Here is a 19,311-nt window from a genome sequence, read left to right as displayed (position 1 = left end):
TAAATAATCACACTCATACAGGAACATGCAAATGCCGCTTTTCGAAGCGGCATTTTGCATTTCCGGGTGTCACCATTTGCTGAGAAAGTTTGAATCCCTTCCAGAGCTCGACTGCAGCCACCAGTCGGCGATATACGCAGCCACAATCCAGCACTGAATTCAGATCATCCAGCGGCTGCACCACCATACCCTCCCCGATTCATCCAACCAATCGCTGACATCAGCAATCCATGCCATACACACTGGCCGCCCCGGTCAATTGTCGCTAATATTTACGCCTTTCCCCCAGATTATTCCTTTCATCGAAGAACAATTGACCATGGATGCTCTCCCCCTTTCCGCCGCGATTGCCCAACTGCAACAACATAAAGATCAGCAGCGCTGGTCCCTGCGCGATCTGTTCGCATCCACACCGGATCGCGCCCAGAATTTCAGCGCCGAAGCGGCCGGTATCTATCTGGACTACAGCAAGAACCTGTTGAACACGGAAACCCTGCAACTGCTGCTGGACTACACCGGCACTGCGCAACTGAAAGGCCACATTGCGGCCCTGTTCTCCGGTGCCAATATCAATAACACGGAACACCGCCCCGCCCTGCACACCGCCCTGCGCTTTCAGGGCGAGCCGAAAACCGAGCACGAACAGGCGGTGGCAGATTGTCGCGCGCAGATGGCCAAATTTGTCGAACAGGTACACAGCGGCGCCTGGACCGGCTTCAACGGCAAGCGCATCCGCCATGTAGTGAATATTGGTATCGGCGGCTCGGACCTCGGTCCCCGTATGGTGTGTGAGGCCCTGCGCCCCTGGCACAACAAAGAACTAACGGTGCATTTTGTGGCGAATATCGACGGTGCAGACCTGAGCGATACCCTCGCCGCCCTGCCTGCGGACGAGACTCTGTTCATTGTCGCGTCCAAGTCTTTCTCCACCCTGGAAACCCGCCAGAATGCACTTTCCTCCCGCCAGTGGATGCTCGATGCAGGCTGTGCGCCATCGGATCTGGAAAAGCATTTTGTGGCGGTGAGCAGCAATATCGTCGCTGCGCAGGATTTCGGCATCGCCGCGCAGAACATATTCCCCATGTGGGACTGGGTGGGTGGCCGCTACTCCCTGTGGTCCGCCATCGGCCTGCCCATCGCTCTGGCCTGCAGCTTCGAGGTGTACAGCGATCTGCTCAAGGGCGCAAACGCCATGGACACCCATTTCGCCGAGGCGGAATTTTCACAGAATCTGCCGGTGCTGATGGCGCTGATCCACTTCTGGTATCGCCAGTGCTGGGGCGCTGGCAGCCTCGCGGTCCTGCCCTACGCCCAGCGCCTGGCGAAGTTCCCTGCGTGGCTGCAGCAATTGGATATGGAGAGCCTGGGCAAGAGCGTTACTCGCGGCGGTGAGCATCTGCCATACCCGAGCGGCGCGGTAATCTGGGGAGCGGAGGGCAGTAACGGCCAGCACTCTTTCCACCAGCTGCTGCACCAGGGCACGGATATGATTCCGGCGGACTTTGTGGCGATCAAGGAGCCGACCTCAGAATTGAAGGAACAGCACCAGTGGCTGTTGGCCTGCTGCCTGAGCCAGAGCCAGGCGCTGCTGCGCGGCAAGTCCCTCGCCGAGGCGCGCAAGGAACTGGAAGTATCCGGTCACACCCACAAGGAAGTACACCAGCTGGCGCCACACAAGGTGGTTCCGGGCAACCGCCCGAGCAATACGCTGGTTGTCGAACGGCTCGATCCTTTCCATCTGGGCGCTTTGCTGGCCCTGTATGAGCACAAGGTGTTTACCTTTGGCTGCCTGCTGGATATCAACCCGTTTGATCAGTGGGGCGTGGAGCTGGGCAAGGTACTTGGCAATGGGGTGCACGATGCGATTGAGGGCGAGATTCCGGCGGATTGGGATGGGTCTACTGCCCACCTCCTGAAATTGCTTCTCAGGTAGTCGCTAATTTTGTGGTATTCACTTAGCTAACCCGGTGGCGGCAAAGCACTGGGGATCTGTTTTCAAAACCGCTGTGAATACGTCCCTGTACGCTGCGTCGGCAACATCCCTGTTGCCGACGCTTTTGAAAACAGATCCCCAGCACTTTGCCTTCTCGTCTCGTTCAGCACTTTGATCCACTTGAAATTACCTATTCGCCGGGGAAAAACCACAAACTTCGGATCTAGGGCGGAGCACCGGGTGCGGGTTTTCAGGAGCGTCGCAAACAGGGATGTTTGCGACGCAGCGTACAGGGATGGGTTGAAGGGGGGCGCCTAGCCCGGTCCTGAAAACCCGCACCCGGTGCTCCGACGCCACTCAACTATCTAATCGGGATCTCTACCCTTTTCCACCACGACTCTGGTCTAGTAACGGCTTGATCAAGTCCATAGGCAAGGGGAATACAATCGTAGAACTCTGGTCCCCGGCAATATCTATAAGCGTCTGCATATACCGCAAGGTAATCGCATTCGAATTCTTGGATAACTGATCCGCCGCCTCGGTAAGCTTTGCCGCCGCCTGCGCCTCACCCTCCGCGTGAATGACCTTCGCCCGCCGCGCGCGCTCTGCTTCAGCCTGCTGGGCAATCGCACGGATCATGCTTTCATCCAGGTCGATATGCTTGATCTCCACATTGGTGACCTTCACGCCCCATGCATCCGTCTGTTCATCGAGGATTTTCTGGATATCCACATTGAGCTTGTCCCGCTCGGACAGCATCTCGTCCAGCTCGTGCTTACCCAACACCGAACGCAACGTGGTCTGGGATAACTGGCTTACCGCCTCGTGATAATTTTCCACATTGATGATCGCGGACTGCGGATCGATCACGCGGTAATACACCACCGCATTAACCTTCACCGATACATTATCCCGGCTGATCACATCCTGGGTGGGCACGTCCATCACCACCACGCGCAGATCCACCCGCTCCATGGTCTGGATAATGGGGATGATGATGATCAGGCCCGGGCCTTTCACCGCCTGAAAGCGGCCGAGGAAAAACACCACTGCGCGCTCGTATTCCCGCAGAATGCGGATCGCATACATCACCAGCAGAACAACGGCCAGCATTAGCAGACTGGCAAAGTAGCTGATCATAAACCTCTCCTTGTTTGGTTATTCCGGTCTTACCTGAAGCAACAAACCCTTCTCCGCCGTCACTTTTACCAACTGCCCTTCGGTCACCAGGTTGTCACAGTAAGCGCGCCAGATCTCGCCGTCGATTTTAACCAGCAGGTCCGGCTCAACCTCTGACACCACCGCGGTGCGTCCCACCATCGCCTGGTTGGCTGCGACTTTGGGTTTACGCAGACTGCGACCGACCGCGTATAAAAATCCGAGCAGTGCCAGTCCACTGACCGCGGCGATCGAACCGATTAATGTCCTGGATACCCGCATTCCGGGTACGTCGCTATCAATCAGTATCACCGAGCCAATCACCAGGGCAATAACGCCGCCTATGCCGAGGGCGCCGAAACTCGGCACAAACATTTCCGCAGCGATCAACAGCGCCCCCACGATAATGAGCGCCAGCCCCGCGTAATTGGTTGGAAGTACCTGCAGTGCGTAAAGTGCCAGTAACAGGCAGATAATACCCACCACCCCGGGGACGATCGCGCCCGGGCTGTAGCCTTCGAATATCAGGCCATAAATACCGATCAGCAACAGGATATAAGCGATTTGTGGATTGGTGATCAGGGACAACAGCTCGTTGCGCCAGTCCGGCTCGTAAGCCACCACCGGCAGCTGCGCGATGCTCCCGGCGATTTTCTGCTTGCCGTCGGGTAGTATCACCTCCCGGTTGGGCAGTTGTTGCAGCAATTTTTTTTGGTTGTCCGCGACAAGGTCCACCACATTCTCGGCAAGTGCCTCCCTCGCCGTCAGTGTCGCCGCGTCCCGCACGGCTTTCTCCGCCCAGTCCGCATTGCGACCATTGCGCTGCGCGAGCCCGCGGATATGGGCGACGGAATCGTTGATGACCTTGCGCTCCATCGCGCTACCGGAATCGCCAGCGTGCTTTTCCTGCTGCTCCTTCGAGACTTTTTCTTCACCTGCCTTTTCCCCGGATTTATCCGGCGCAGTGGATGGCGGCTCCTGCTGACCGGGCATACCTCCAATCTGTACCGGCGTGGCCGCACCAAGAGTGGTGGAAGGAGTCATCGCCGCGACATGGCTGGCATAGAGGATATAAGTACCTGCACTGGCGGCACGGGCACCGGCGGGGGTAACGTAGGTAACATAGGGAATTTCCGAGGCGAGGATGTGCTGGATAATGTCCCGCGTGGCTGCGTCAAGCCCGCCCGGGGTATCGATATTTACGATGAATAATCGCGCGCCGTTTTTGCGTGCCTTATCGCTGGTGCGAATCAGGTAATCCGCTGTGGCGGGACCAATGGGGCCATTGATCGAGAGCTGGGCAATATGCGGACCCGCCTGCTCCGACGTATTATCCTTTTGTTCAGCTTGCGATTGCACTTCCTGCGCGAAGCCAAAAACACATAGAAGCTGCGCCAATAGCAGTAGGCAGGCAAGTACTCCTTTCGACAACCGCTGGTTCATGGCCGTTATCCGGGGGACGGAAAGACTGGGGAACCACAAGCGTAACAGAGCGGGGGGAAAGCAGAGGGATTGGCGCGCCGGATGCGGGTAATCCTCTACCCGCATCGGCACGTCGAATCAGATTTTGTTAACCCGCCGCCATGTAGCGTCTGGCGAACTTCGCATCCATCTTTTCCAGATCTACCACAACCAGTCCATCTACCGAATCGCAGAAATCAGGGTCGATATTGAAGGCGTGGAAGCTGGTGCCGCCCGGGACAGTAACTGCGGTGTATTTTTTGAAGAGCGGTGGCAGTACGACCCCCTCCTCTTTCAGGATCTGCTTCAACTGCAGCATATCTTCGTTGGCGTCGCCTGCCAGCTCCGGCAAGTCGGAACGCGCCTCGATAAACGGCAGGCGCGCATTGCCCATCGGTTGATGGGTGGCGAAGTGGTGCAGAAAATAGCGCACGATGGCGGACTTGGCGCGGCGGGAAAAGTTACCGGGCATGGATACCGGGCCAAACAGATAGCGGCGATTGTTGCGCTGTATCCACTGGCCGATACCGCACCAAAGCAGGTCGAGCCCGCGGCTGCGCCAGTAGTCTGGTAGCAGGAAGCTGCGACCGAGCTCTGCGGAAGCCGGCAGGCACTCCTCCGGTGAACGGGAGTAATTGAACAGGGTGGTACTGTAGATCTTGTCCGCGGTGAGTCCGCCGGTGCTCACCAGGCGGTAGGCGCCGGCAAGACGCTGGCGATCTTTGTCCCACAGCAGCAGATGGTCGTACCAGGCATCGAACGCATCCCAGTCGCGGCTGTTGCCGGTGCCCTCGCCCACAGCGCGGAAAGCGATTTCCCGCAGGCGCGACAGCTCGCGCATTACCGGGCAGTCCGGCTGCTGGCGGTAGAGTTTTACCTCGAACTCACCCTGCGCCACCAGGGTCTCACAGTGTGCCAGCACTGCGGCGATGTCTGCTGCGGCTTCCGCACCTGCAATAGGTTCCGGTGCCAAACCCTGGGGATTTTTGTGCAGGCGATAGACCTGTTTTTTCCACAACTTGGCCTGCGCCCGTGGCGCCATGGGCCAAGCGCGGTAGTGCTCCGGTGCCACCGGCATGCCGATACGAATATCGATACCGCGGCGCACCTGTTTGAACATTTCCCGCACCAGCCACAGGGTGGACAGGGGCTTGTGGACCATGGACAGGCCATACCACCACAGAGAGTTTCTGCCGCGCACCTGCACCGGCAGTATCGGTGCACCGGTCTTGTCGGCAAAGCGGATAAAACCCGGGTTCCAGAGACCGTCGCGTACGCCCTGGTGGGTAAGGCGGGACACTTCCCCGGCGGGGAAAACAATGATGGCGCCGCCGGCGCGCAGGTGGCTGTAGATACCCTCGACATCCTCGCGGCGGGTACGGCCGTTGAAGTTGTCCACCGGCAGCAGGTAGCTGCGCAGGGGTTCGATATTCCACAGCAGCTGACTCGCCACCGCCTTTACGTCCCGGCGCACTCGCGCCACCAGATCGATGAGCGCGAGTCCGTCGAGGCTACCGAGCGGATGGTTGGAAACGATCACCAGTGGTCCGCTGGTGGGAATCCTTTCCAGCTCTGCCAGATTGACGTCGTAACGAAAATCGAAGGAGCGGAATACCTGGCGGATAAAGTCGAGTCCGCCCAGATGTGGAAAATCCCTGCCGAATTGCTGAAGCTGCTGCTCGCAACAGATTTTTTTAACCGTGGCAGAAACCAGCCGTCTTGTAGGACTTTGCGGCGCGGCACTGTACCAGGGATTTTTGTGTAACAGGTTTTCGAGCTGGATCATGCGGCCACCGCCTCGGTCATGATACGGGCAATTTTAGGAGTGCGGTGCCAGTGGAGAACATTCAATGCACCGCTTTTTTCCTCGACCACCGCAGTCATGGAATCGACCCAGTCGCCGCAGTTGGCATAGGTAACCGCCTTGTCTCTGGCCTCGCAGTGACGGATGCTGGCGCGGTGGATATGCCCACAGATAATGCCGTCAAAACCGCGGCGACCGGTTTCGCGGATCGCCACCTCCTCGAACTTGTTCATCATCCGCCGCGCTGCATTCACGCGGTTTTTCACATGGTTGGCGAGGGACCACCAGGGCTTGTCGAAGCGACTGCGCCAGTAGTTGATCCAGCGGTTGATACGCAACATCAGGTAATAGCTCTGATCGCCGATGTGGTAGCTGACGGGATTGATCTCGATGTGGTGCTCGAATTGATCACCGTGGGTGACCCAGTAGCGCTTGCCATCGACGGTGGTGTGGGTCCACTCGCGCTCCACACGGATATTGCCAAGGCGCTTGCCGGCCCAGCTGCGCATGGGGGCATCGTGGTTGCCGGGAACGTAGATGATTTCGGGAACACGGGTGCTGAGGTCCGAGAGCATTTCCAGCAGCATGCTGGATGCGTGGCACCAGCTACCCCTGCCCTGGGACATGGCCTTCATATCGAAGATGTCGCCCACCAGGTACACCGTGTCCGCAGTATTCTGGACGAGGAAGTCCGCCAGCCGCTGCGGCTCGCAGTCCCGGCTGCCCAGGTGAACATCGGAAATCCACAGTGCGCGATATCTGTTACTCATTGGCAAGTCCCGTCGTCGGTTAGGAAAATCGGTTGGGGATATCCTGTTGACGGAAACTTTGCGGGAGTTTTCTTACAAATCGGCGGCTGATTCTTGAAGCTTCTGTGTCAGCCGGGCGGAAATGAGAAAACCGGTGACAACAAAGTCAGGAAAGAGAAATCTGGTTCTAATTTCGCACCCGTTGAATGGTTTCCAGGCGGGAAACGCTGCCCAGGTAATCCTGCCAACTGGCCTGTAGCTCCGAGGTCTGGTAGCGCTGGTATTTCTCCCGATCCAGCCAGTAAACGCGGGTGCGCGCCCGGCGCAAATCGATCGGCGGCAACTGGTCGATGGCCGCCGAGCCCAATTTGAATACAGAACCGGCGCGGGAATTCTGGATCATGTCGCTGACGATGGTGAGGTGAACATTCTCCGCCGCGGGGTCGAAATGATTCAACGCCGCCACATCCGAGAGCGCCTCGAAGATGGGGGAAACAGGCTGTTCACTTCCTCCTACCGCTCGCGCGATGGCCAGATCCAGCGGCTGCTCAAAACGCTGCTGGTAAAGCGCCTCCACAAATTGGCGATTCGCGGTCAAGGTACTCACATCCTTGCCTGAACTTGGCTTGCACAGGTCCACAACAGGTTCAGACAGGCCGTTGTAATGATCATCCAGCACAAAAATCGAGAAGCGGTCGTTGACTGCCGCACTTCCCAATAGTCCCGCCAGATGGGTTTTCAGGAAATGGGTCTGATGAGCAGAAAGCGTATCGGATGCATCAATCACCACGATGTGTTGTGCAGCGCGCGGCAGGCTGGGATTACACAGGGTTACAGGATCATAATTTCGCTCGGGAGCGCGCGCCACCTTTAGTGTGAACAGTGCCAGCAATGCAATTATGGCGAGACTGACACCAATAATCGCCATCCCTTTCTTGTCTTCCCATGAATACCGGCCCCGGCGTTGCCCGCGACGTCGTCCCACTGCCATGGCTTCACGCTCTCCGCAATCCGTGATCCAACTCGAGCTTGTCCACCAGCGCGGTTAGGGACTGTTGAATTTCATCACAGCGCTGATTTACCGTTGCGATACTCTGGTCGTACACCTGATCCAGCTCCGCCATCAGCTCTTCGAATACCGACAGGTCCCGCTGGTGCTGCTCCAGCCCGGTGGTATTCAGGCGCGGTATCTTATCCAGTTCAAAACGCAGCAACTCGCCAAAATATGCCGCGCGACGATTCATCATGCGCGCGGAATAGGACTGGTAGTAACGGATCAGCTCGTCCAGCAATGTCTGCGCTTTGACAATATCTTCCTGATAATGCCGGTGAATCTCCTCGCTGCGCTCGATGCTGGCCTTGAACTGGATAAACTGGGCGCGCAGAGTTTTCTCTTTCTCTGCCAGCAGCTCGTGCAGCTCATCCACCACTTCATTGACCCCTTCTATGGCGTCTTCAAAGCTCTCGCCCCAGGCCTTCTGCAAATTGCGCATGCGACGGGTGACCGCCGTATAGCCCGGGTAGCGATCATCCACCACGAAAAATTTGGTACTGAGCAACGCCAGCGCAATAATGCTCACCACCATCATTACCCAGGAATTGAAATCCTCAATCGCCAGCGGCGTTACGCGCAAACTATTTATAGCCAGCTGCGAGGCAGTAAACGGGTCCTGTTCCAGCGCTTCTCGGTAGTGGCCTACACCCAGCACAAACACAATGGAAAGCGTGACCACCGCAGACAACAGCACGGCAGAGAATGTCTTTCTCGCCAGGTTCTGGTGAAAGCAGTTTCTGAGGGAGAATGCCATAAAGGCGGCGAGCCCGAGATTAATCAGGGCGATGATAAAGGCCTGGAAAAATCCACCGACCAGTCCAAGTTCACTGCCTTTAGAGAGGAAAAACGCATTCAGCAGTGTTTCCAGAATGACAATAAAAAAGATCACGGAATAATGCAGCAGCTTGGATTCGGGATATACCGCTTCACGTGTAAGCCCATTGCGATGGCGGAAAATCTCCAGGTCCATACGCACCGCAGAGTAGTCCTGGGCACTGCGCTTTAACCCGCCGATCAGGCTGGCCAGCCGGCCACCAACCTTCTTTTCCACCAGCGACTCGATATTTTTCATTTCCTGGAACAGCTGGCGGATATCCACTTCACTTCGGTCAGCCAGCTCCTTGTCCAGTTCCGTCTGGCGGTTTTCGTGCACCCTGCCGATCACCTCGCGCACTACATAGGCCCGCAGGCTTTCCTCGCTTTCGGTATGGTTGCGACGGTCTACCTCGGGGATTCCCGCTTTCACGTCGCGCTCGACACGCTGCTCGATTTTGAGCGCGGAGATGGCGGTTTTGATGGCCGGTATTGAAGTCATGAGATCACCTAAAAACTTCCACTACATTTTAGGTTTCGGAAATTGCAGCGCCGGTCTCACGCCCGGATTCAAAACCCGGATCGCGGACGGACGGTGCGCGTTTTCCTTTTCTCAGAATAGATGGCCGCCGGTTGTCGTCAGCGCCATTTCGATAAACCGTTGCCAAAAAGCAAATCCCCGCGCCAGAAATTCCATTATCTGTCGCAGGACTAAACCGACTGCGAGGGATCCGGCGCAGCGCCCGGAAATGGGGGCAAAATAAAGCCCAAAAAAAACGGGCCATCAAGGCCCGTTTTTTGGATTCCTGCAAGTAAAGACTCGCCGGTCGGTCACTCTGAGTCGACCGGGGGACGCAGCGGGGTGGGGAACGGGAAGTGGGCGATCTTGTCCCCTTTCACTTCGTGTACCTTGCCCACACCTTCTTTTTCCACTTCGTCGATACGCACAATACTGTGCAGGGGAATGTAGGAGCGCTTCACTGAAGCAAATTCGTTCTTCAGCTTTTCCTCACTGGGGTCCACAACCAGTTGTGACTTTTCCCCGAACACAAACTCTTCGACCTCGATAAAGCCATACATCTCGCTCTGATAGATGGCGCGGGCGTAGAGCTCGAACACCTGGTTCTGGTTGAGAAAAATAACTTTGTAGATTGGGTTGGCCATGAAAATCTCTGATAGAGCGCCCGCTGAATTCTAGTGTCGGGCAAGATCCGGAGCGAGTTCCGGGGCGAGCTGCCCCCGAAAAAGCGCGGAAGATTATCACTGTAACCAGCCCCCGTCTATGCAGCCCCCAGAGCGGCCGGTATAATGCCCCACCTTTTGAACTGACCAGTTTTTAACCAGGCGTATTATGTCTTCTCAACCGTCCGAAAAACCGGTGAAAAAGCTCTTCATCAAAACCCATGGCTGCCAGATGAACGAATACGATTCTGCGCGCATGCGGGACCTGCTGGGCGAATCCCACCAGATGGTGCCCACGGATGATCCGGAAGAGGCAGATGTGCTGCTGGTGAACACCTGTTCTATCCGTGAGAAAGCACAGGAAAAATTATTCCACCAGCTGGGCCGCTGGAAGCACCTCAAGGAAAAGAATCCCGATCTGGTGATCGGCGTGGGCGGCTGCGTGGCCAGTCAGGAAGGAGAGGCCATCGCCAAGCGCGCGCCCTACGTCGACCTGGTATTCGGCCCCCAGACCCTGCACCGCCTGCCGGAGATGATGGAAACCCGCAAACAGCAGAACGGGGCCATTGTGGTGGACGTTTCCTTCCCGGAAATCGAGAAGTTCGACCGCCTGCCGCAACCGGAGGCCGACGGCGTGAGCGCGTTCGTCTCCATCATGGAAGGCTGTTCCAAATACTGCACCTTCTGTGTGGTGCCCTACACCCGCGGTGAGGAAGTGAGCCGCCCGGTGGCAGACGTGCTGGAAGAAGTGGCACACCTGGCCGCACAGGGTGTGCGCGAAGTGAACCTGCTGGGCCAGAACGTGAACGCCTACCGCGCGGCGGGCGAAGATGGCCAGATGGTCGATTTCGCCGAGCTGATCACCTATGTAGCCGCCATCGACGGTATCGACCGCATCCGCTACACCACCTCACACCCGGTGGAGTTTTCCGATGCGCTGATCGACGTCTATGCGGAAGTACCGGAACTGGTGAACCACCTGCACCTGCCGGTACAGAGCGGTTCCGACCGCATCCTGATGGCGATGAAGCGCGGCCACACGGCGCTGGAATACAAGTCGAAGATCCGCCGCCTCAAGGCCATCCGCCCGGATATCTGCCTGTCTTCCGACTTTATTGTCGGCTTCCCCGGGGAGACCGAAAAAGACTTCGAAGCCACCATGAAACTGATCCAGGATGTGGGTTTCGACCTGTCCTTCAGCTTCATCTATTCCCCCCGCCCGGGCACCCCGGCCGCAGACCTGCCGGACGACACCCCGGAAGAGCTGAAAAAGCAGCGCCTGCAACTGCTGCAGCACCGTATCAACCAGCAGGCCGCGGAGATCGCGCGCCGCATGGTAGGCAATGTGGAGCGGGTACTGGTGAGCGGCGTTTCCAAGAAAGACCCGGGACAGTTGCAGGGCCGCACCGAAAACAACCGCGTGGTCAATTTCCGCTGCGATCAGCTGGAACTGATCGGCAAGTTCGCCGATGTGCTGATCGAGGAAGCGCTGCCGAACTCCCTGCGCGGAACCCTGGTAGCCTCCGAACTGGAAGGGCCTCTGGTCTAGTCTCGCAATGATCGGGCAGTGACCGTTCGGACAGGAACCCCGAACGGTCATACTCCGCTGTTATAAGCCGTGAGACTGGTTAGAACCCAATCGTCACAATCCAGCCTTTCCTATATTGGCGAAATGGGTATAACCTACAGTCAGAACCCATAGACGAAAGGTGCATGGAAACCAATTTGGAAACACAAGCCCTCGCTCACAGCATCACCCTTGAGCCCAACGACGCCCGCCGCCTGGCCAATCTCTGTGGCCAATTCGATCAACACCTGCGCCAGATTGAACAGCGATTGGATATCGAAATCCGCAATCGCGGCAATCAGTTTGCCATTTACGGCGATGCCAGGTCCGCCCGCGCCGCCGGCGAGATCCTGAGCAACCTGTACCGGGAAACCGGGGCAAAGGACAGCCTGACCCCGGACGAGATTCACCTCGCCCTGCAGCAGTCGGGTGTCGAAGAGCTGGTGGACGCCCGGCAAAGCGTTGCGGAAGGCGAAGGGGATCAGGTGGTCCTGATCCGCACCAAGAAGTGCAGTGTGCGTCCGCGAGGGGTAAACCAGCGCAAATATGTGCGCGCCGTGCAGACCCACGATATCAACTTCGGCGTCGGCCCCGCCGGTACCGGTAAAACCTACCTCGCCGTTGCCTGCGCGGTAGAGGCCCTGCTGAAAGATTCCGTCGAGCGCATCCTGCTGGTCCGCCCTGCGGTGGAAGCGGGAGAAAAGCTCGGGTTCCTGCCTGGCGACCTGAGCCAGAAAGTAGACCCCTATTTGCGCCCTCTCTACGACGCACTCTATGAAATGCTCGGTTTTGAAACCGTGGGCAAACTCATCGAGCGCAACGTGATCGAAGTGGCGCCGCTGGCCTATATGCGCGGGCGCACCCTGAACAACGCCTTCGTTATCCTCGACGAGAGCCAGAACACCACCCGCGAACAGATGAAAATGTTCCTGACCCGCATCGGATTCGGCTCCACTGCGGTCATTACCGGCGACCCCAGCCAGATCGACCTGCCCCGCGGTGCAGCTTCTGGTCTGCGTCACGCCATCGAGGTACTGGATAACGTCAACGGCATCAGCTTTACCCACTTCGGCGCCAAAGACGTCGTGCGTCACCCGCTGGTCCAGCGCATCGTGGAAGCCTACGACGTGCACGAAGCGGAAGTGGAAGCGAAGCAGCAGGCGGAGCGCGAAGCCCGCAGAGCCCTGCGCGCAGCCGGAGAAGATGCGGCTTAACGCAACGCCCATGAACAAGAACCAATCCGAATCCTCGCCGCTGGTGCCCGCTGATGTATTTGTCGACGTTCAGCGGGCCACCAGCCAACCAGACCTGCCCTGCGATGACGATCTCGCGCGCTGGGCCGCCGCCGCGGTGGGTATCCATCGCCCCGAGGCTGAAATCTCCCTGCGCATTGTCGATGAAGACGAAAGCCAGGCGCTCAACAGCCAGTACCGCGGCAAGGACAAACCGACCAATGTGCTTTCGTTCCCGGCGGATATCCCCGAGGAACTGGGTCTGCCGCTGCTTGGCGACCTGGTGATTTGCGCTCCGGTAGTGGTCCTTGAAGCGGAACAGCAGCACAAAGCCCTGAGCGCGCACTGGGCGCATATGGTCGTCCATGGCACACTACACCTCCTGGGTTACGACCATATCGAGGACGATGAGGCCGAGATCATGGAAAATCTCGAAACCCGCATTCTGGCGCAGCTGGGATTTGACGATCCCTATACCGCAATAGAGACACCCAATATTGAGCCAGCGCAAGGCGCGCAGGCAGAAAAAATTTCAGACGGAACCGACGAGTAACGCGGAGTATGGCCACTTCCATGACCACCGACGAACCCCCAAGTAGCTCCTCTTCCAACCGCCCCCGATCGGGGGAGAAAAACTGGTTGGAGAAAATACTGGGTGCCTTCTCACATGAACCCAAGTCCCGCGATGAGCTGCTGAGCATCATCAAGGACGCCGCCGAGAACAAGGTGGTTGATCCGGAAGCGCTCTCCATCATCGAAGGTGCGCTGGACGTATCCAGCCAGCAGGTGCGGGAAATCATGATCCCCCGCTCGCAGATGGTGGTGGTCAGTATTCAGGACTGCCCCAAAGACTTCCTGCCGAAGATCATCGAATCCGGCCACTCCCGTTTCCCGGTGGTGGGTGAAAGCATCGACGACATCCGCGGCATCCTGCTGGCCAAAGACCTGCTGCCGCTGGTACTGAAAGGCGTGGACGAATTCCGCCTGGAAGACATCATCCGCCCCGCCAGCATTATTCCCGAAAGCAAGCGCCTGAATATCCTGCTGCGGGAGTTCCGTGAGAACCGCTATCACATGGCGGTGGTAATCGACGAGTATGGTGGCGTTTCCGGTGTAATAACCATTGAAGACATTCTCGAGGAGATCGTCGGCGATATCGAAGACGAGACCGATGAGGATGAGGAAGACAGCTTCATCCGCAAGGTGAGCGATAACGATTACGTGGTGAAAGCGCTCACCCTGATCGAGGACTTCAACGAATACTTCGATTGCGAGTTCAGCGATGAAGAGTTCGATACCATCGGTGGCCTGGTGATGCAGTCCTTCGGCCATCTGCCGGGACGCGATGAAACCACCAGGCTCGGAGAATTCCGCTTCCGCGTGCTCTACGCCGATAACCGACAGATTCACCTGCTGCGGGTAAGTCGTTCCGACAAGCCCACCGAAGAAGATGGCTGATGCCCAAATACCTGACTTCACTGGCCCTGCCCTCACTGGCCGCCCTGATTGCAGGCGGCCTGCTGACGCTTTCCTTTGCCCCGTTTAATTACTGGTGGTGCAGCCTGCTCTCCCTGGGGCTGTTCGCCTGGCTGCTGGCGCCCGGCCGCGGTACTGCGCAATTAACCGGCAAAGGGACGTACTGGCTGGCGCTGTGTTACGGATTCGGCCTGTTCAGTACCGGCGCCTCCTGGGTGTACGTTTCCATCACGGATTTCGGTAATTCATCACCGCTGCTCGGGGTTATTCTCACCGGTGGCTTTGTTGCCATTTTGGCAGTGGTGTTTGCGCTGCCGTTTATGTTGCTCAGCCGCTTTCGCGCGCGCCCGGCGTCCTTCGCGCTGGCGTTTGCGGCACTCTGGTTTGTGAGCGAGTGGCTCCGCACCTGGATGTTCACCGGCTTTCCCTGGCTGTTTGCCGGATACGGACATATCCACACCTGGCTTGCGGGCTGGGCGCCGGTACTGAGCGTTTACGGTATCGGCCTGCTGCTGGCCTTTTCCGCGGCAGTTTGCGCGCTACTCGCACGTCGCGCTTTCGAGTCCTGGAAATCCGCCAGTGCCATTTCCCTGGTCATGGCGGCGCTGCTGCTGTGGCCCGCGGGCCTGCTGCTCAGTCACATCGAGTGGACCCAGGCCGATGACCGCGCGGTGACTGTAGGGTTGGTGCAGGCGAATATTCCGCAGGAGAAAAAGTGGCTGCCGGAATTTCGCGGCGAGACCATCAGGCGCTACCAGTCCGCGACGGAAAATCTCGAGCGGCAGGGTGTGGATGTGGTGATCTGGCCGGAAGCCGCGCTGCCGCTGCTCTATCACCACGCACCGAATCTGATGCAGGCTCTGCAGGACAACGCGGTAAATACCGAAACCGATCTCATCACCGGCATCCTCTACGACACCGAACAGGATCTCCGCCGCGTGGTGCACAATTCGGCAGCGGTATTCGGCAGCGAGCAGCAGCTCTACCACAAGCGCCATCTTGTGCCCTTTGGGGAATATGTACCGCTGGAAGACTGGATTCGCGGCACGATTGAATTCTTCAACCTGCCCACCTCATTTATTCGCCCCGGCCCGGAGGGGCAGCAACCACTGCGCGCGGGCAGCCTGCACTGGGCGCCGCTCATTTGTTACGAGATCGTCTATCCGCAACTGGTGGCAAAAAGCAGTGGGGAGGCGCAGGTACTGCTGACACTGAGCAACGACGCCTGGTTTGGCCGATCCATCGGCCCGTTACAGCACATGCAGATGGCACAGATGCGCGCACTGGAAACCGGGCGCTACCTTGTGCGGGGCACCAACACCGGTGTGACCGCCATCGTTGCGCCCAATGGCCACATTCTCGAGCAACTGCCACAGTTTGAGCAGGCGACCCTGATCGGCAAAGTCGAGGCGCGCAGCGGATTTACCCCCTTTATGGTGATCGGTGTATGGGCACTGGTAGCTCTGGCCGCACTGATGCTGGCCGCCGCCGCCCTGCTACAACGCCGCCCGGCCACCACCACCGAAGCGGTCTTCGCTCGCGAAATTGCGGACTGAGTTGCGCGACAAATGCGCGTAGAGGAACGCTTTCCTAACGATTAGTGCACAATCCGGGGCGCCCTTTGCTCCGGCTTGCCGCCTGCTTTCACCTCCGATGCAGCGAATCCGCGGAATATCACCGCACCGGTAAATGCGGCTGCTATTATCCTGTGATATTTGCGGGCCGGTGATATTCACTGACTGCAATCATTGCGGGGCCTAGCGCAGGAAGCGCGACCAACTCGCAACCGGATACCTAATTTTCTGCACACCCTGACAATGTGCGGCACGGATGCCACATTTATGCATTGTTTAATCACTGGCGGCACGGGACTGATCGGCCGTCTTTTTTGCGCGCAATGGCTGGCGCGCGGCCACAGCGTTACGGTTTTAAGCCGCGATCCGGACAAAGTGCGCAGGCTCTGCGGTGAAACCGCCGTAGGTGTGCGCGACCTGCAACAGCTTCAGGCACCGGTGGATGTGGTGGTGAACCTGGCGGGAGAGACCATCGCCCAGCGCTGGAACGATGCCCGCAAGCAGGAAATACGCCGCTCGCGCGTGGAAACCACTGCGCGCCTGGCACAGTGGATACTCTCGCTCCCCCAGCGCCCCAAATACGTGTTGTCCGGCTCCGCCGTGGGCTATTACGGTGACCGTGGCGGCGACCTGCTGAAGGAATCCAGTGGCCCCGGCGGCGGCTTTGCCGCGGAACTCTGCCGCGACTGGGAAACGGCCACCCTACCCCTGCAGCGGGCAGGGATATGCGTGGGCATCATGCGCACCGCCATCGTACTCTCCACCCGCGGCGGTGCCCTGCCAGAGATGCTGCCAGCCTTCCGTCTGGGCGTTGGCGGCCCCATGGGCAGCGGTGAACACTGGATGAGCTGGATTCACGAGGAAGATATTGTCGGCCTGATGTTGCACGCCATCGACCGGCAGCTCTGCGTGCCCTTTAACGCGTGCGCGCCAGAACCGGTGACCAACAACAGTTTTTCCCGTCTGCTGGCGAAGCAGCTCCACCGCCCCAGCTTGCTGCGTACACCGGCGTGGATACTGAAGCTGATCTTCGGGGAAATGGCCACTGAACTGTTGCTGGCCAGCCAGAGAATGGAGCCCCGCACCGCACTGGACAGCGGCTACAGTTTCCAGTTTCCCACCCTGGAAAAGGCCTTCGCCGATCTGCTCGGCCCGGTCAGCAATAAAGGTGGGGCACACGTATCCTCGCGCCCACGCTGAGCACCAGCTCCGCATAATCCCACCAGTTCCCGAGATCCAAAAAGCACCGAGCCCGCGCAAGGCGGGCTCAGTTGAATCTCATTTTGGGCAATTCAGGCTAGGCTGCTGCGCTGCTGCGAACCAGCACGTCTTCCAGGTAGGAGCGTGCCGCTTCCGAGGTAACCGGGTCGACCTTACATTCCATCGGCGCCGACCCCACCCAGTGGGCGTGCCAGCGGAACCAGCTGTTAGCCTGTCCTTCCTTGAGCGGTTCCTGCCGCAACTCGATGAAATCCGTCTGCTTCGGGTCCAGTTTGAATTCGCGCACGATCTGCCCGACGAAGGTTTCGAAGTTCTTGCTCAGCTGAGCACCGCTTTCACTGCCAGCAGACAGCAGGACCAGCTGGCGCTTGCCACGTCGAGTCAGCTTGAATCCGATCCACACCGGACGGTTCAGGCGATTGTGTAACTGAATAGGGGAAAGGGAAGATGGAATACCCGTCATGTGAACGTTACCTCGTTTTTTATCTTGTTATTTCGTGCAATTCGGCCATCTGAGGTTCACTCCTGATCCTTCCGGCATATAGCCTGGTCCTTGCGGCGCCCGGATAGTTTCAAACGAAACCTTTGATCAGGGCGCCCATACTAGTTATTCGTTGCAGTCGTATCAAGCACGGATCCGGAACCTCTGGACCCGTCCAGTCAGCAATTGCGCTTCGCCGGCAGCGCTCGCCAGCGATACCACTGGTCACCGAGCAGTTCTCGCCAGTACACCTGGCTGCGCAACAGCGCCGCCGCACTGGGGAGCCAGCGCAACAGGCCGCTCCCGCCTCTGGGTAACAGCTCTCCCGGACTGCCTACCGGCAGCGGTCGAACCTGGAGCCCGGCACGGGCGAAGCTTTCCGCCGCGCGGGGCATGTGCCACCAGTGAGTTACCAGGAGTACGCTTTCGACTCCGGAATCGTGCAAAAGTGCCGCCGAATTCGCGGCATTCTCGGCTGTGTTGCGGCTGCAATTCTCGCGCCATGTCACCGAGCGCTGGAACAGTTTTTCCAGGGCATCGGCCATCAGGTCCGACTCCGACACCTTCTCTTCCGCATATACCCGACCACCAGTGACCAATACCGGCAAAGCCGCCGGTGCCTGCGCAACCGCCCAGGCCACACGCTCCAGACTGATGGCGGAGAGCCGCTCGGTTCCGGCGCCGTCGTCGCGATAGCGGCCACCGCCCAGAATCACCACCGCGCCCGGTTCGACGGCAGGTGTCGCCGGCTGCTGGTGCACAAGACGCTGCCCCAACCAGCCGGAGAAAGCCGGGGTCGCACAGATCCACAAGGTGAGGAAGCACAGAACAGCCAGGGGCAATGATAGCTTGGCTACAGGGGTTGAAGCGGGGAAAAACCAGAAGATAAATGCCAATAATAGCCCCACCAGTGGGGCGAACGGCGGCATGATCAGGGTGGTAAGGGCAGTCTGCAGTTCCATCTGACCGGAGTGACTCCATTTTCTTTTTTGTGTGCTTGCGGGCGATCTCGGCCGGCCGCGATTCCGGGGTTTGTTACTCCGAGGTGAGACCGCCACTGATCTGGCGGAAACAGCCATAGCCGCAGCGGTGGCAGGGGGTAATCTGACTTCCGGCCTGCGGCAGTGCGCGGTAGCCGCAGCCGATGCACTGCAGTTCCTCCCCCTCTCCCACTGTTTCCCCGGCCAGTGCCCAGGGTTCGCCGCGGCGGATACAGTACATCAGCGCCGGCCAGGCGGATTTGGTGGGGTCGGCGGCCTCCAACATCCAGTCACCGGTGCGCTCTTCCAGGGTTTTCAGCTCGCCGCCGAGATCCCGCAGATAATCTTCCGCGCGGTGCGCGTCGTCCTTGAGCCAGGCGCGCAGGAAAGCGGCCTTGCTGGCACTGAGCTCTTCCACCGCCAATTCGCCTTCCACCAGTTTCTCCAGGTCGCGGCGCAACTCTGCCGACAGGTCCCCGTCTTCCGATGGCAGATCCGGTTTGCCAGCTACAGGTTTCTTACTCACCCCATCCCTCCTATAATTCGCCGTTTTCTGGCCGAAAGGCCCGGGCCGTCCACGGCCGGAATATCCCAATTGATCGAGTCACAGAGTATAGGTTCCCCAC

At 58.6% G+C, this 19,311-nt stretch carries 17 protein-coding genes; 7 read left to right on the top strand and 10 right to left on the bottom strand.

Translation table 11 applies throughout. The features are described from left to right. Nucleotides 1–319: 319 nt before the first annotated feature. Nucleotides 320–1,933 (top strand): glucose-6-phosphate isomerase, encoded by a 1,614-nt coding sequence (gene pgi, locus R5R33_RS14865; RefSeq protein WP_318953483.1) that lies wholly within the window; start codon nucleotides 320–322, stop codon nucleotides 1,931–1,933. 378 nt (nucleotides 1,934–2,311) lie between these two features. Here the strand turns inward: pgi and R5R33_RS14860 are convergent, their stop codons facing one another. The 7 genes from R5R33_RS14860 to R5R33_RS14830 all read right to left on the bottom strand — a co-directional run bounded on the left by R5R33_RS14860 (nucleotide 2,312) and on the right by R5R33_RS14830 (nucleotide 10,136). After that, on the bottom strand, nucleotides 2,312–3,073 hold the full coding sequence (locus tag R5R33_RS14860) for a slipin family protein (RefSeq protein WP_318953482.1): 762 nt from the start codon (nucleotides 3,071–3,073) through the stop codon (nucleotides 2,312–2,314). 18 nt (nucleotides 3,074–3,091) lie between these two features. After that, nucleotides 3,092–4,534 (bottom strand): NfeD family protein, encoded by a 1,443-nt coding sequence (locus tag R5R33_RS14855; RefSeq protein ID WP_318953481.1) that lies wholly within the window; start codon nucleotides 4,532–4,534, stop codon nucleotides 3,092–3,094. 127 nt (nucleotides 4,535–4,661) lie between these two features. Then, nucleotides 4,662–6,338 carry a lysophospholipid acyltransferase family protein gene (locus tag R5R33_RS14850; protein WP_318953480.1) on the bottom strand — a complete coding sequence of 559 codons (1,677 nt, stop codon included), beginning with the start codon at nucleotides 6,336–6,338 and terminating at the stop codon, nucleotides 4,662–4,664. Then, entirely contained in the window at nucleotides 6,335–7,126 is a 792-nt protein-coding gene (locus R5R33_RS14845) for a UDP-2,3-diacylglucosamine diphosphatase (RefSeq protein ID WP_318953479.1), read from the bottom strand. Before R5R33_RS14845 ends, R5R33_RS14850 begins: the two co-directional genes overlap by 4 nt. Nucleotides 7,127–7,292: 166 nt before the next feature. Further along, nucleotides 7,293–8,096, bottom strand: a complete 804-nt coding sequence (locus R5R33_RS14840; RefSeq protein WP_318953478.1) for a hypothetical protein — start codon at nucleotides 8,094–8,096, stop codon at nucleotides 7,293–7,295. A gap of 4 nt (nucleotides 8,097–8,100) precedes the next feature. Next, on the bottom strand, nucleotides 8,101–9,474 hold the full coding sequence (locus R5R33_RS14835; protein ID WP_318953477.1) for a hypothetical protein: 1,374 nt from the start codon (nucleotides 9,472–9,474) through the stop codon (nucleotides 8,101–8,103). A gap of 329 nt (nucleotides 9,475–9,803) precedes the next feature. Further along, nucleotides 9,804–10,136, bottom strand: a complete 333-nt coding sequence (locus R5R33_RS14830) for a DUF1820 family protein (RefSeq protein WP_199775600.1) — start codon at nucleotides 10,134–10,136, stop codon at nucleotides 9,804–9,806. Nucleotides 10,137–10,323: 187 nt separating this feature from the next. On the opposite strand from R5R33_RS14830, the gene miaB reads away from it, so the two are divergent. The 6 genes from miaB (at nucleotide 10,324) to R5R33_RS14800 (ending at nucleotide 17,203) form a co-directional block, all read left to right on the top strand. Further along, nucleotides 10,324–11,703 (top strand): tRNA (N6-isopentenyl adenosine(37)-C2)-methylthiotransferase MiaB, encoded by a 1,380-nt coding sequence (gene miaB, locus R5R33_RS14825; RefSeq protein ID WP_318953476.1) that lies wholly within the window; start codon nucleotides 10,324–10,326, stop codon nucleotides 11,701–11,703. Nucleotides 11,704–11,867: 164 nt separating this feature from the next. Next, nucleotides 11,868–12,935, top strand: a complete 1,068-nt coding sequence (locus R5R33_RS14820) for a PhoH family protein (RefSeq protein ID WP_318953475.1) — start codon at nucleotides 11,868–11,870, stop codon at nucleotides 12,933–12,935. A gap of 10 nt (nucleotides 12,936–12,945) precedes the next feature. Continuing rightward, nucleotides 12,946–13,506, top strand: a complete 561-nt coding sequence (gene ybeY, locus R5R33_RS14815; protein WP_318953474.1) for an rRNA maturation RNase YbeY — start codon at nucleotides 12,946–12,948, stop codon at nucleotides 13,504–13,506. A gap of 8 nt (nucleotides 13,507–13,514) precedes the next feature. Beyond that, on the top strand, nucleotides 13,515–14,411 hold the full coding sequence (locus tag R5R33_RS14810) for an HlyC/CorC family transporter (protein WP_318953473.1): 897 nt from the start codon (nucleotides 13,515–13,517) through the stop codon (nucleotides 14,409–14,411). Continuing rightward, complete coding sequence (gene lnt / locus R5R33_RS14805; RefSeq protein ID WP_318953472.1) at nucleotides 14,411–15,985, top strand: apolipoprotein N-acyltransferase; 1,575 nt, start codon at nucleotides 14,411–14,413, stop codon at nucleotides 15,983–15,985. Before R5R33_RS14810 ends, lnt begins: the two co-directional genes overlap by 1 nt. A 285-nt stretch (nucleotides 15,986–16,270) precedes the next feature. After that, nucleotides 16,271–17,203: a TIGR01777 family oxidoreductase gene (locus R5R33_RS14800; RefSeq protein WP_318953471.1), complete on the top strand. Its 933-nt coding sequence runs from the start codon at nucleotides 16,271–16,273 to the stop codon at nucleotides 17,201–17,203. A 97-nt stretch (nucleotides 17,204–17,300) separates the two neighbouring features. Here the strand turns inward: R5R33_RS14800 and R5R33_RS14795 are convergent, their stop codons facing one another. The 3 genes from R5R33_RS14795 to R5R33_RS14785 all read right to left on the bottom strand — a co-directional run bounded on the left by R5R33_RS14795 (nucleotide 17,301) and on the right by R5R33_RS14785 (nucleotide 19,211). Then, nucleotides 17,301–17,687, bottom strand: a complete 387-nt coding sequence (locus R5R33_RS14795) for a hypothetical protein (protein WP_318953470.1) — start codon at nucleotides 17,685–17,687, stop codon at nucleotides 17,301–17,303. Between the two features lie 197 nt (nucleotides 17,688–17,884). Beyond that, nucleotides 17,885–18,667: a YdcF family protein gene (locus tag R5R33_RS14790; protein ID WP_318953469.1), complete on the bottom strand. Its 783-nt coding sequence runs from the start codon at nucleotides 18,665–18,667 to the stop codon at nucleotides 17,885–17,887. Nucleotides 18,668–18,740: 73 nt separating this feature from the next. Next, entirely contained in the window at nucleotides 18,741–19,211 is a 471-nt protein-coding gene (locus R5R33_RS14785; protein ID WP_318953468.1) for a zinc ribbon-containing protein, read from the bottom strand. Nucleotides 19,212–19,311: the final 100 nt, after the last annotated feature.

Source organism: Microbulbifer pacificus, from assembly GCF_033723955.1.
Classification (GTDB): Bacteria; Pseudomonadota; Gammaproteobacteria; order Pseudomonadales; family Cellvibrionaceae; genus Microbulbifer; species Microbulbifer pacificus.
This window is presented reverse-complemented; position numbering and strand designations above follow the sequence as displayed.

What these genes read in the sequence shown, in the direction of transcription:
- pgi (WP_318953483.1), top strand. Translation starts at nt 320, where the DNA reads ATGGATGCTCTCCCCCTTTCCGCCGCGATTGCCCAACTGCAACAACAT.
- R5R33_RS14860 (WP_318953482.1), bottom strand. Translation starts at nt 3,073, where the DNA reads ATGATCAGCTACTTTGCCAGTCTGCTAATGCTGGCCGTTGTTCTGCTG.
- R5R33_RS14855 (WP_318953481.1), bottom strand. Translation starts at nt 4,534, where the DNA reads ATGAACCAGCGGTTGTCGAAAGGAGTACTTGCCTGCCTACTGCTATTG.
- R5R33_RS14850 (WP_318953480.1), bottom strand. Translation starts at nt 6,338, where the DNA reads ATGATCCAGCTCGAAAACCTGTTACACAAAAATCCCTGGTACAGTGCC.
- R5R33_RS14845 (WP_318953479.1), bottom strand. Translation starts at nt 7,126, where the DNA reads ATGAGTAACAGATATCGCGCACTGTGGATTTCCGATGTTCACCTGGGC.
- R5R33_RS14840 (WP_318953478.1), bottom strand. Translation starts at nt 8,096, where the DNA reads ATGGCAGTGGGACGACGTCGCGGGCAACGCCGGGGCCGGTATTCATGG.
- R5R33_RS14835 (WP_318953477.1), bottom strand. Translation starts at nt 9,474, where the DNA reads ATGACTTCAATACCGGCCATCAAAACCGCCATCTCCGCGCTCAAAATC.
- R5R33_RS14830 (WP_199775600.1), bottom strand. Translation starts at nt 10,136, where the DNA reads ATGGCCAACCCAATCTACAAAGTTATTTTTCTCAACCAGAACCAGGTG.
- miaB (WP_318953476.1), top strand. Translation starts at nt 10,324, where the DNA reads ATGTCTTCTCAACCGTCCGAAAAACCGGTGAAAAAGCTCTTCATCAAA.
- R5R33_RS14820 (WP_318953475.1), top strand. Translation starts at nt 11,868, where the DNA reads ATGGAAACCAATTTGGAAACACAAGCCCTCGCTCACAGCATCACCCTT.
- ybeY (WP_318953474.1), top strand. Translation starts at nt 12,946, where the DNA reads ATGAACAAGAACCAATCCGAATCCTCGCCGCTGGTGCCCGCTGATGTA.
- R5R33_RS14810 (WP_318953473.1), top strand. Translation starts at nt 13,515, where the DNA reads ATGGCCACTTCCATGACCACCGACGAACCCCCAAGTAGCTCCTCTTCC.
- lnt (WP_318953472.1), top strand. Translation starts at nt 14,411, where the DNA reads ATGCCCAAATACCTGACTTCACTGGCCCTGCCCTCACTGGCCGCCCTG.
- R5R33_RS14800 (WP_318953471.1), top strand. Translation starts at nt 16,271, where the DNA reads ATGCATTGTTTAATCACTGGCGGCACGGGACTGATCGGCCGTCTTTTT.
- R5R33_RS14795 (WP_318953470.1), bottom strand. Translation starts at nt 17,687, where the DNA reads ATGACGGGTATTCCATCTTCCCTTTCCCCTATTCAGTTACACAATCGC.
- R5R33_RS14790 (WP_318953469.1), bottom strand. Translation starts at nt 18,667, where the DNA reads ATGGAACTGCAGACTGCCCTTACCACCCTGATCATGCCGCCGTTCGCC.